This is a genomic window from Gardnerella sp. DNF01195 (assembly GCF_049244175.1).
GTDB classification, from domain to species: Bacteria; Actinomycetota; Actinomycetes; order Actinomycetales; family Bifidobacteriaceae; genus Bifidobacterium; species Bifidobacterium leopoldii.
This window is the reverse complement of sequence record NZ_CP058383.1, coordinates 41,577-54,346: the sequence shown is the minus strand read 5'-3', so window position 1 is coordinate 54,346 and position 12,770 is coordinate 41,577. Positions and strand designations below refer to the sequence as shown.

Genomic DNA, 12,770 nt, shown 5'->3' with positions numbered 1-12,770 from the left:
TGCGCCTTCGTTGCGCTTTTATTTTCATTATTAAGAATAGATTATGGCTATTGATAATTCTAGTTATATAGATGTTTTCTATGGCTCTTATACACATCGTCAATGATTTTAGTAAACAAAAAGGAGCAACAACATTTATTTAGAAGTATGGACTTTTGTTTATGTAGACTATACAATTGATGAATTGTGTAGAATAGCAATTGTGGTGGCAAAATAAATTTCAATTAATTTATATAACGCACGTAGTTAACAAAGAGGTGCTACAAATCGTAAACAGTCGTCCTATACATTTGTTGACTACAAAACTAAACAAAATATGGGAGGATACTATGAAACGCAATGCAGTAACAGGGTTCCTAACTAGCCTATGCATGCTCTTGAGCCTACCTGCTTTCGCAATGCCAGCAATGGCAACAACCGCAGATAATTATGCAAAAACTCCACTTACTGCTGAAACAGCTAAACAAATCGCAAATGGAACTATAGGCTTAGATTTACCTGGCGCTTTGGATATGTCTTTATATCACAAGAAGCCTCTTGATCCGCAAGCTGATTTAGATGGTGACGGCTTAACTAATAGTCAGGAAATTTACACTTACACTAAAGACGGTAAGACTTATTATGGGTACAATTCTCACCCTATGATGAACGATACCGACGGCGATGGTATTCCAGATAATCAAGACAGCAATCCTCGCAGGTGGGATATTAGTCCTCGCGATATGGCTTTATTCTCTGAACTTTCTTATCGAGATGATAATTACATAAATAAGGTACTCGATTACACTAAACCGCTTCACGACATTTACAAAAATCGCAATGAGTACCGCCTTATGCACAACGAGCTTGCACCATTCTGGAAAGTTAAAGAAACCTACCACAAAAGGGGAGGATTTGATGCTGTTTTGTTTGAAAATGTAAGTCCATACCCATTCTTAGAACAAGGCACTGTTCAAGTACTAGCAATTCGTGGAACTTCCCAATTTAATGATTACGATGATGATTTTGCAATAGCTGTAGGTCATAACCCAGATCAAGCTAAAGATGTTGAGCAGTTGATTGAGCGTTATGGTCGCGAAAATACTGTTAGCAATTTGTATATTACCGGACATTCCCTCGGAGGATATCTTGCACAGCGTGCTTTAATTCGTGCTAAAGGCAAAGGCTACAACTGGATTAAGAAAATTTACACATTCAATTCACCACAAATTTGGGGAAATATTTTCAACCGTTGGTTACGTACCGTCGCCAATACTGGCAATAAGCTCACTCGAGAAGGTTACGCTGTTCATTACAAAGTAGACAACGACAAGGTTATTCGTTCTGTTGGCAATTTTGCTGGAGCTATAAGCGTCGGCAATTCTGCGCAAGGACATAGCTCTCGAAGCTATCTTGAGGCTCGTATGAACAATTTCCCAGGTTTCACCGTAGGTACTAGAGGAGATATTTCTGGCACTGGACGTTGGATGGAAGAACTTAACAACTTCTACGATGTTCGCACGTTCTAATTACTGCTAATTAAGGATTGCTAATTAGCACCAGCAATAGATAGCTACCTCGTGTAATTTATTAACAATAAGCTAAGCGCTGATTTACCGATGATTCATTAATATCCCAAGTAGCTCAGCGCTTTTCCTATATCAATTAATCTAATGAAATTCTTTCCTATTACACCGCATAAGCTTAAGTATTAACTTTTGGTACTTATTAAAATTATCTGATTCAACTAGATACAATTTTATGAAGTTGTTAAATCTGATAAAATCAACACGTTGAGCTAAATCTGTTGTGCTGCTCGCAAAAATATTTTCAAAATAAAGTAGAAGTCTGTACAAAAAGTAAGGAATAGCAGTATGAGAAAAGTAAGTACCATTCACACAATTAGTGGAATTGTATTAGCTTTTGGTTTGATTGTTTCATCTCTGATTTACGTACCTTCGTTAGCAACAACCGCAGTTGCAGAAGAAACATCACCAATTCACACTCCTTTGACTGCACAAACTGCTCACGACATTTCTACTGGTCGAATTCGTTTGGAAAATAATCAGATTGATTCTTTGCTTTACCATAAAGCCGCGCTAGATCCAGATCAAGATAGCGATGGCGACGGTCTGAAGAACAGCGAAGAGCTTTACACTTACGTAAAAAACGGACGCACATATTACGGATATAATTCGCATCCACTTATTAAGGACACCGACGGCGACGGGTTAGATGACAAAAACGATAACAATCCTCGCAGGTGGGATATTAGCCCCCGAGACATGGCTCTTTTTATGGAGCTTGTGTATAGGGAAGACAGCTACGTCAAAGAAGTACTTGACTACTCAAAACCGCTCACTAAAATTTACAAAAATCGCAACGAATACAAGCTTATGCATAACGAGCTTGCGCCATTCTGGAAAGTCAAAGAAACATACCACTTTGGAAGCGGATTTGATGCTATTCTTTTTGAAAATGTAAATCCTGCATACCCATTTATTGAGCAAAACGGCGTGCAAGTTCTTGCAATCCGAGGAACTGAAAGCGGCGGAGATTTTACTAATGACATTAAACTAGCAATTGGATTAAACCCGAGCCAAGCTTTAGATGTAAACAATGTGATGGATAAAATCAATAGAGAAAAACTTGCTACTAATTTATATATAACAGGGCATTCTCTCGGAGGTTATTTATCTCAACGTGCTTTAATTTACGCTAAACAAAAAAATTACCAATGGATTACAAAGGCCTATACTTTTAACGCTCCGAGGATCAAAGGTAATATATTCAACAAATGGCTTTGGGAAACATCTGATTTTGGCGATCAATTAACAAAAGAGGGTTATGCTGTTCATTACAAGGTTGATAATGATAAAGTAATAGGACCAATAGGAAACCTTAACGGCGCAATAAGCATAGGAAGATCTGGAGAAGGTCACGGATCTCGTAGTTACTTTGAGCCTAGAATGGATAGTTTCGAAGGATTCACAGTTGGCGAACGCAATAAAATTGAAGGAACCGGTCGCAAAATTGCTGCACTCGACGGATTAGTTAACGAACCAGTTATTAAAACTGACGAACAATCTTTCGAACCTAAAATTGAAAACATAGACATTTTTGAAAACGATAAGTTACCAAAAGTAACAGATTATCTTCTTAATGCATCAGACAGACCGCAAGGATCTACCATTACAGATATTACAGATAAAACTTCTATTAACACTTCTAAAAGTGGAAAATACGAAGGTAAAATATTACTTGCATTATCTGATAATTCAGTAAAAACTATTATAGTTCCAATAATTATTCATAAGCGATTGGCTAATATCGAGGAACTTCCAAATGTTACTGCTGAACCTGGCAAGAAAATAGAAGTCAAAAAAGACAATAAAATCCCCGATAATTTCGACTTCAAACCATACTTAAAAAACTTACCAGAAAACAGCACAGTACAAGTTGTAAAACAACCAAACACAACAAACACTGGAGAAACAACATTTATCGTAGAAATAACCTTTGCAAACAAAGCAAAACAGAAAGTAACTCTTAAAGCTCACGTTGTAGAAATCATTCCAGCAACACCACTAAACCCAGCTAAAAAACTCATACCAGGCAAAACCATTACTCCGATTCCAAATGTTACTGCTGAACCTGGCAAGAAAATAGAAGTCAAAAAAGACAATAAAATCCCCGATAATTTCGACTTCAAACCATACTTAAAAAACTTACCAGAAAACAGCACAGTACAAGTTGTAAAACAACCAAACACAACAAACACTGGAGAAACAACATTTATCGTAGAAATAACCTTTGCAAACAAAGCAAAACAGAAAGTAACTCTTAAAGCTCACGTTGTAGAAATCATTCCAGCAACACCACTAAACCCAGCTAAAAAGAGTATTACGTGGGCCGAGTTAATTCCTGCAAAGAAATCAACACCATGGACCGAGCTAACACCAGCGACACCAGCTCCAACACCAACTCCCGTACCTCCGACACCTGTTCCACCAACACCGGAACCAACGCCTTCGCCTACGCCGACACCGACGCCTGATCAACAACCTGCAGTGCCTCTGCAGCCGAAACCAAACCCAGTGAATCCAACACCCGTTCCGCCAAAACCTGCGCCTAAACCAGAGCCACAACCTGTTCCACCAACACCAGAATCTCATTCTGGCAACAGTGAGCACTCTAGCAATGGCGAACCTGATAAGTCTGCAAATAGCACAACCCCACAGACTAATAAGTTCGATCAAGACCATAAGGAAATTCCAAGCATGGGATTTCCCGGACCAACGCATCCTTCCAAAACTCTACAAACTCCTGCAGTTAGTAACGATTCTATGCGCGAAAACCACATAGAGCTTAACGCAAACTCAGAATCACACACATTACAGCAACAGATTCCATCAGCACCAAAGAGTATTGCAGATTTACTTCCAGCGTTGTGCAACACTCTCACCGTCGGGAATAATAACATTGCTTATGCGGGAAAAAATAACCATATCACTGTTACAGTAAATGCAACATCAGAATTCATGCGCAGATTACAACTAGAAAAAGCAGTAAAAGCTTATGCCTACATATATTCCAACCCTAAACTTCTTTATAGCGCAAATGGAATGAAATATGTAACAGTTCACATTAATGAATATGGCAGGATTGTATTCGACGTAGTTATCCCGGAAGACTATAAAGGCAATCATACGATTGTCCTTATTGACGAAAACGGTAAACAAGTTGCGTGGACGAATACTTTAGTAAAGAAAGACCCCCATTTACACAAACAATCCACAATAGCCAATAATGCACTCCCTCGTACTGGAATACAAATAATTCCAATTGTACTTAGCGTTGCATTGATGCTGTTTGCTAGCACAATTGTGACAATTGCAAGAAAAAGAAAGTTTAACTAAGCGTAAGTTGTAGTTTTTATACATCCAATGTACAAAAACTACAACTTATACAATTTTACAATCTGAATGGAGCGGATGACGGGAGTCGAACCCGCCTCTGAAGCTTGGGAAGCTTCCATTCTACCGATAAACTACATCCGCATGCTGTAACTAAAAGCAAACTAGTTTCAACAACCATCTAAGGGTATCATGCACAGCTTACCGCTTCAATATTTAGGAATCAGTTTATGAACTCAATAAACAAGACAAGCAAGTTCAACAAACAAAATATTCATGCAGCAATGCTCATTAGACGCCCAATCCTATCCTGAACAGTAGGACGTGCAGTACACAAACGCACAAGCGCAGGAGCGTTATTATTCCATGGGCAAATAATCATCAAAGAAGCAACAGCCTGCAATCCAGCAGTAGATTTCATCTCGTGAAGCTGCATGCCGTAGGTAATTTTATTAAGTGCGGAAGCAAGCGCAGCAAAATCTCCAGTAATTTCACTACTTCCCTTATCTGCGTCAAATTCACGCGAACCAGGAATAATTGCATTGATAATAACAGAAGCAATAGGAGCGAATAAAATATTTAAAAACTTACCAATAAATTTGCAATACTTGCGAATATCACGACGATATGTATCACCAACATAAACAAGCCAAGAACCAACGTACGTTAATACTGTTGCTGTAGCAGTAGCCAGCGAAGAAGCGAGAATATCATGATTATAAATATGAGTTAATTCATGACCAATAACACTACGTAACTCGCGCTCGTTAAGGATATTAATCAAACCACGAGTACAACATATGCTTGCATGACGCTCACTTCTACCGGTTGCAAAAGCATTAGGACTTTCGTAGGGAGAAACCATTACTCGCGGCATAGGTTTACCAATTCGAGCAGATAAATCTCTAACCATTGCGTAGAGCACAGGCTCTTCTTCTTCACTAACCTCTGTAGCACGCATAGCAATAATCGCAAGCTTACTTGAGCACCAATAAGCAAAAACACTAAATGCAATACCAGGAATAATGAACCATATTAGTGATGACAGATGCGAGCCAGCAAGAACCCAACATAAGGCAAGAAAAAGCCACACAACAACAAAAAATAGTGCGGCTTTTAAGCTGCCATAGTGTATTCTCAAGCCTTTCAACATACGAACTATCCTAATAATGCGAACTTAAATTTTTCTGAATATATACTGCGTATTTACTAACTACAAACTTAAATACTAAGCAATATTTTCAGTTTATTTAGGGCATTATTTGCTACCTAAAGCAATATTTACAAGTTCAGACGCTGAAACAACTTTCTTTCGAGTTCTCTGCTCATTGGCTCCAAGCTCACGCTCATAAGAGTCAACTCGCTTCCAACCGGCGTAATCAATTGGTTTAATGCCCTTTTCTGCCAATAATTTATCTATAGAATTTTCATCACGATCAGGTGCGATTCGCCCAGCATTGCCAGCTTTAGATAAATCTTCAAGCATATTATTAACAATCAAAAGAGCATCAGATTTTGTAGAGCCGATTAATCCTACCGGCCCACGCTTAGCCCAGCCAGTTGCATACAATCGCTCACGAACTTCGCCATTTTCTACAGACGTCACTAAGCGTCCATCAATATTTGCAAGCAAAGTACGCTTTTCATCGTAAGCAATTCCTGTAACTTCTGCAGGATGGTAGCCAATGGCATGGTAAACAGCTTGAACGGCATACTCCTCGAACTCTCCAGTACGAGTCATTGTGCCATCCGCGCTTGTTACAGTTCGCTCAACTCGTATTGCTTTCACACGCCCATCTTCACCAAGAATTTCTACCGGCGCACAGTTGAAGTGGATAATATAGCGTTTGTCGGCTGGATTCCCCTCAAAATCAACGTTTCCGCCATCTTCCATATCTTCTGCCATGTCTCGAATCGCAAAAAGTTCCTCAACCATTTGACGCGTGAGCTTATCGTTACCGGCTACTTCAATAGTCTCATCGTCAAGTTCAAAATCATCCTCATTAATAACAATTTGCACTCCGGATAACTTTTCCATTTCGCGCAATTCTTGAACAGAGAATTTTGCTTGGGCAACTCCACGACGAATAAATAAATGCAAGGTTTGGGTTTTATTTTTTTGCAATCCCTCATACACGTCGTCTGGAATATCCGTATGCGCGCGCAAATAATCAGGATCTCGTAAAAGCTCACGAGCAACATCCATTGCAACGTTTCCGCCGCCAATAACAGCTACTTCTTTAGCTTCAAGCGGCCATTCTCGATTGCTAGTTGGATACCCGTCGTACCATTCTACGAATTTTGCAGCTCCGTACACTCCGTCTAAATCGGCGCCTGGAACTCCTCGAAGAGGCCTATCTTTCACAGCGCCGGTTGCAAATAGCACAGCATCGTAGCGTTCCAATAAATCTTCTAATGCAATATCCTTACCAAATTCAACATTTGCATAAAGATGAATATTTGGATTATCAAGCGTCTTTTCAAGCGCATCCGCAATAAATTTGATACTTGGATGGTCAGGAGCTACTCCGTAACGCACTAATCCAAAAGGCACTGGCAATTTTTCAAAAAGATCAATGCGAGCGCTAGAGCCTAATCCCAATTCTTCTCCACGCTTTGCAATCTGACGTAAGAAGATATCGGAAGAATACACTCCTGCAGGGCCTGCTCCTATTACAGCAATACGCAGTTGAGATGTTTCTTGTGAAACATTTTCGCTTAAATTATTTTTTTCCATTATTATCCCCATATTGAGCTGTATTATACGGCACTTTTCGCCGTTTTCGCGCTATTTAGCGCGGCCTACAAGCATAGGTTGCCTCAATCCACTCAGCAGCGTAACTGTAAAGCGTTTATATGTAATTCTTCGCTAAAAATAAGTTACGTACAAGCTTGAGCTGTTACCGTTTGCAGCTAACTCGTATGCTTTCATAATTAGACTAGCGCATTACTTCGTCTTACAACATGCTCAAATAAATAAAATGCTCAAACGAATATTATTAAAGGTGTCGTAATGAATATCGTAAAAAATATTGCCAAAAATATTTTTATTTTCGTTCGCGCAATGCTGTTAAAGCCCACATAATAGCAACAACATCAATTGCTTCTTGCATCATTGCGCCAATAACTGCTGGAATAAAACCGAAAGCCGCAAAAATCATACTTATAATTGCCAATCCAATGCCCATCAATACTGACTGAACCATAACGCGTTTAGTATGTTTTGCTACTCTTATTGCGCTTGCAACGGAAGAAATATCGTTGTTCATAATAACTAACTGAGCACATTCAGATGCTGCCGTATCTGTGCCATCCGTTACCGCTACGCCAATATCTGCAGCCGCAAGCACTGGAGCATCGTTTACACCGTCTCCAACCATCATTGTTACAGTCGAATCTTTCTTACTTTTGGCTGCATTGTAATTGTGCTTTTTTACATACGCTAATTTATCTTGCGGAAGCAAATCTGCATATATTGTGTCAATTCCAACGCTTTTACCAATTGTTGTTGCAGCTTGCAAACTATCTCCAGTAAGAATAGATATTGAGCGCGCACCAAGCGTACGCAATGCGTCAATAGTTGATTTCGCGTTATCGCGAGGCACGTCTTTTAACACAATCCGACCAACTAGCACTCCGTCAAAGGAAACATAGGTTGCCATTTCGTCTGCAGCGAGCGCACTGACTACATGTTGTGCCGCAATATGTTGTGCTGCAATATGATTCATGCCCTGTTTATTAATATCATCTTGCTCAGTAACATACTTTCTACGCCCAACGCGCACCAAAACACCATCTACAACGCCTTGAATACCCTGACCTGCAGTTTCCTTCACACTATGCACTACTGGGTATTCTCTAACGCTAGGCAATTGCGGAGTTGAAGATGGATGCGTGTGCTCCCACAAAACTGAACCTGCTTTTGCTATACCTCCAGCGAGAATATGCTGAGAATACGTTTCTAGCACACCTGCGAGCATCACAATTCGATCAGCTTTCTGCGTAGTATCGATTACGTCTACGTTTACAACTTGCGGCTGTTTTACAGTTAGCGTGCCGGTTTTGTCAAAAAATACGTCTGTTACACGACTTAATTGCTCAAGCACATCCTGACTTTTAACAACAATTCCAAGTTTTGCTAAACGCCCAGTACCAGCCATGCAAGCAACTGGAACTGCAATAAGCAGAGGACATGGGGTTGCTAGAACCAATACTTGCGCAAATCGCAATGCGTCGCCAGAAAAGCTCCAAGCAAGACCTGCAATCGCAAAAGATAATACTGTAAACGGCACAGATAGCATGTCTGCAAATCTAACTACTGCAGCTTTAGAAGACCTAGCAGACTCAACAAGCTGCATGATTTTCTGATACTGCGAGTTTTTAGACAGCTTTGTTACGCGCATAATAAGCACAACTCCACCGTTTACACAGCCTGAAAGCACTGCAGCTCCCGCATAGACTTCTCTAGGAACAGATTCTCCGTTAATAGCACTTGTGTCTAAAATTGCAGAACCGCTTAATAATTCACCGTCAACTGGCACTGTTTCGCCAGGAAGCACAATAATTACGTTTCCTATCTTTAGCTCATCAACAGGAACTGTAGCGTAACGCTGCAAATTTGAGGAGATTTCGTTGTCTGTAGATGCTTGCAAAAATGGGCAATTATTTTGTTTACAGTTGCAATTTTGCAAGTCATTATTTTCGCAATTACTTTCGCTATTTTGCTCGCTACTATTAGATTGCTTAGAATTAGCGGCATCTACTTTTCTAAATTCAGCATGCTGGCACAGAACACACGAGCTAGGCTTGCACTGATTTTCACTCAAACATGGCGGTTCGTATGATTCATCATTTGCTTGATTATGATTCATACCATGCTCAATACCTGGCAAAGTCATAAGGTGAGCGGTTTTTGGAGCTGCGCTTACTAAAAGAGATAGATTGCGCTGAGCTTTCATATGCGCAAAATCTTCTATAGCTTCTCCAGTCCAAACCATTACAACAATCAAATAACTTGCCCAGAACTCACCAATACAAAGTGTTGTAAGCAATGCAACAAAAGCAAGTAGATCAATACCTAAAGTTCCATGCAGTAAATGTTTAATCATATTACGCAAAGAAATAACGCTCGTATATAAAACGAGAATAGCGATAATAGTTTTGCCAAGACTAATACTTATGGAAATACTGCAATTAATTTTTAAAAAATCAAAGATTTGCTGCGAAAAATTAGAAATTTGCTCACAGAAAGTAGTTAATATAGGCAAATTATACGAGTACAAAGGCGCAATAAACGGAAAAGCAAGAATTACGACTGTTAATTGTGGTGCACGACGGCAATATGCTAAAAGTTTACGCATACACTTTCCTTACGCTGATCAGGTTAACTACGCTTAAGACGCTGCTAACACACGATTTCACGCCTTGTTAACCCACTGAGCGCAACCTAAATAGCGCACTCAATACACGGCGTAAAGATACTTATGTTGATTTTTGGTTAATCCCAATTTTGGAATTAACAATGACTTTTAATTATTTATTTGTCTCTTTAATATACCATGAAGCCTTGATGAGAAACATTCTCATAAACACAAGCTTAAATAATGCAAAACCAAAACAAATCCAAAAAAATAAATTAATAAACAAAAAAGTTCTGATTGGAAAATCAATCAGAACCCTGTTCGTGGAGCTAAGGAGACTCGAACTCCTGACCCTCTGCTTGCAAAGCAGATGCGCTACCAGCTGCGCCATAGCCCCATTCGGTATTGAATGAAATAATCACTCAATTCCGTGGGCCCGGGAGGACTTGAACCTCCGACCTCATCCTTATCAGGGATGCGCTCTAACCACCTGAGCTACGGGCCCAACTCGTACGCCTAAAACATACAAGTAGTTACATTAGCACAGACACAGAAAATGTCAAACCGCAACACGCCATAAAAAGAAAATAGCATGTTGCGGTTTGAATCAAAAAAATTAAACAGAGGTTAATTAATCAAGATGGCTACGCATGAACCACTGGAACTTTTCCAACTGTTGAACATGATCTTGAATAATATTTGAGCTAACTAAATCAAGCTCATCAAGCTCCGCGATAGCCTTGCGATCGTCTGCAATCATATCGTTATAGTATTCAATAAGCGCTTGCAAATACTCCTTTGTGGACTTGCGACCAGTCAAAGCAAAACGCTTCCATGTACGAGCAGCAACAACATCATCAGCACGTCCAAGTGGAGAACCGCCCAAAGTTGCAATTCGCTCAGCAGTTTCATCCGCCTGCGCCAAAACTTCAGCAACCTGTGGATCAAGCATTTCATGAACTGCAATAAAATCTGAACCAGTAACATTCCAATGCGCATGCTTAAGCACCAAAGCAGCTTCCTGCTCGTGGCTTAAACGATTCTGTAAAATGGCAACAGCCTTTTCACTGGCCGCTTCGTCGAGACCTGGCAAAATATGCAACAAAGCCATGTTCTATCCTTCCTTAGGTTTGTTAATACCGTTATTATTCTACTGCTATGGCTTAAACTACGCGCGGCGACGCACTTCAATCGTCGCAATACGCCTACCATCAACCGCAGTCACAGTCATATCGTAACCATCCGCATCATGCAAAACAGCTCCAACACTTCCCATTGAACCAGTATGCGCTAAAAAGTAGCCTGCAACAGTCTCATACGGACCGTCTTCAAGCTCAATGCCGGTAATGTCAGCAAAATCTTCAATGGTCATACCGCCATCAATTTTTGCAACACCATTTACAAAAGCAGTTGTTTTATTCACATTATTTTGCTCAGTTTCACCAGGCAAATCATATTCATCGCGAATATCTCCAACTAGCTCTTCTGTCATGTCCTCGAGCGTAACAATACCGTCAGTTCCACCATATTCATCGATGACAACAGCCAAATGAATACCACGTTTACGAAGAAGTTCCAGGCTCGGCAATAGTTTGGAAGTTCCAGGAAGACTAATTCCTTCGCGAGTTACATCTGCAACAGTTTTTGCATTTGAATCACGCACATCTAGCAAATCGCGAACATGCACAAAACCTATAACATCATCAAAATCTTTGCCAATAACAGGGTAGCGAGAATACGGAAGCTCACGAATTTTCGCGGCAGCTTCTTCAAGGCTCAATGAACCATCCAAAAACTCAACATCAGCACGAGGACGCATCACTTCAGCAACAATAGTTTCCGAAGCATCAAACACGTCATCCAAAATATTGCGCTCATCCTGACTTAAACGCTTATTGCTATTGACAAGCACGCGCAATTCTTCGTCAGAAACTTCGCTTTCCTTCTCGTTAGGATCAAACCCAAGAAGGCGCACAAAACCGTTAGTATTCTTACCAATAAGCCAAATTAAAGGCTTGCAAATCTTTGAGAAAATATCTACTGCCGGCACAACCGATCGCGCAATCTGCTCAGCACGCTGCATAGCAATACGTTTTGGAACTAATTCAGAAATAACAATCGAACAGTACGAAATAATAAGAGTTAAGAAGATTGTAGTAAGAGGGCCTGCAACATGAGCCGGCACACCCCATGAACATACAACCGGCACAACATACGGAGCTAAAGCAGACTCACCAAACGATGCAGAAAGAAAGCCAGAAAGAGTTACCCCAATTTGTAGAGCAGATAGAAAAGTGTTAGGATCGCGGGCAATTTTTGCAACTCTAGCACCACGCGCATCCTGCAATTCCATGCGATCAATTTGCGAACTTCTCAAGCTCACTAAAGCTAATTCGGTTGCCGCAAATACGGAACCAAATAGCAAAAAAATCATAATGAGTAGAATATTAAAACCAATCGCCATACTTGTTATCTTAGTTTACTTCTATGCGATATCAACAATTCTAAAATAATT

Annotated in this window: 7 protein-coding genes and 3 tRNA genes; 2 read left to right on the top strand and 8 right to left on the bottom strand. The window is 40.2% G+C overall.

The features are described from left to right. Positions 1-329: 329 nt before the first annotated feature. A complete protein-coding gene (locus HXT43_RS00210; protein ID WP_410295147.1) occupies positions 330-1,508 on the top strand; it encodes a lipase family protein in 1,179 nt (392 codons plus the stop codon). 345 nt (positions 1,509-1,853) lie between these two features. After that, positions 1,854-4,898, top strand: coding sequence for a Rib/alpha-like domain-containing protein (locus HXT43_RS00205; RefSeq protein WP_174143499.1), 3,045 nt, complete (start codon positions 1,854-1,856; stop codon positions 4,896-4,898). Positions 4,899-4,965: 67 nt separating this feature from the next. Here HXT43_RS00205 and HXT43_RS00200 read toward each other — a convergent pair. The 8 genes from HXT43_RS00200 to HXT43_RS00165 all read right to left on the bottom strand — a co-directional run bounded on the left by HXT43_RS00200 (position 4,966) and on the right by HXT43_RS00165 (position 12,719). Then, positions 4,966-5,039: transfer RNA gene (locus tag HXT43_RS00200), tRNA-Gly, on the bottom strand. A gap of 130 nt (positions 5,040-5,169) precedes the next feature. After that, positions 5,170-6,048: a M48 family metalloprotease gene (locus HXT43_RS00195; protein WP_004106145.1), complete on the bottom strand. Its 879-nt coding sequence runs from the start codon at positions 6,046-6,048 to the stop codon at positions 5,170-5,172. A gap of 105 nt (positions 6,049-6,153) precedes the next feature. Continuing rightward, positions 6,154-7,632 carry an FAD-dependent oxidoreductase gene (locus HXT43_RS00190; protein ID WP_117008643.1) on the bottom strand — a complete coding sequence of 493 codons (1,479 nt, stop codon included), beginning with the start codon at positions 7,630-7,632 and terminating at the stop codon, positions 6,154-6,156. 310 nt (positions 7,633-7,942) lie between these two features. Then, the gene (locus HXT43_RS00185) at positions 7,943-10,255 is read right to left on the bottom strand and encodes a heavy metal translocating P-type ATPase (RefSeq protein ID WP_415707072.1); all 2,313 of its coding nucleotides are present in this window, start codon (positions 10,253-10,255) and stop codon (positions 7,943-7,945) included. A 324-nt stretch (positions 10,256-10,579) separates the two neighbouring features. Continuing rightward, positions 10,580-10,652: transfer RNA gene (locus HXT43_RS00180), tRNA-Ala, on the bottom strand. Positions 10,653-10,686: 34 nt separating this feature from the next. Beyond that, positions 10,687-10,760: transfer RNA gene (locus HXT43_RS00175), tRNA-Ile, on the bottom strand. 126 nt (positions 10,761-10,886) lie between these two features. Continuing rightward, entirely contained in the window at positions 10,887-11,366 is a 480-nt protein-coding gene (locus HXT43_RS00170) for a Dps family protein (protein WP_004106140.1), read from the bottom strand. Between the two features lie 57 nt (positions 11,367-11,423). Next, entirely contained in the window at positions 11,424-12,719 is a 1,296-nt protein-coding gene (locus HXT43_RS00165; protein ID WP_101885813.1) for a hemolysin family protein, read from the bottom strand. Positions 12,720-12,770: the final 51 nt, after the last annotated feature.

Bases quoted from the DNA above. Each gene is read 5' to 3' on its own strand.
- HXT43_RS00190 (WP_117008643.1), bottom strand. From the start codon at position 7,632: ATGGAAAAAAATAATTTAAGCGAAAATGTTTCACAAGAAACATCTCAA.
- HXT43_RS00195 (WP_004106145.1), bottom strand. From the start codon at position 6,048: ATGTTGAAAGGCTTGAGAATACACTATGGCAGCTTAAAAGCCGCACTA.
- HXT43_RS00185 (WP_415707072.1), bottom strand. From the start codon at position 10,255: ATGCGTAAACTTTTAGCATATTGCCGTCGTGCACCACAATTAACAGTC.
- HXT43_RS00170 (WP_004106140.1), bottom strand. From the start codon at position 11,366: ATGGCTTTGTTGCATATTTTGCCAGGTCTCGACGAAGCGGCCAGTGAA.
- HXT43_RS00205 (WP_174143499.1), top strand. From the start codon at position 1,854: ATGAGAAAAGTAAGTACCATTCACACAATTAGTGGAATTGTATTAGCT.
- HXT43_RS00165 (WP_101885813.1), bottom strand. From the start codon at position 12,719: ATGGCGATTGGTTTTAATATTCTACTCATTATGATTTTTTTGCTATTT.
- HXT43_RS00210 (WP_410295147.1), top strand. From the start codon at position 330: ATGAAACGCAATGCAGTAACAGGGTTCCTAACTAGCCTATGCATGCTC.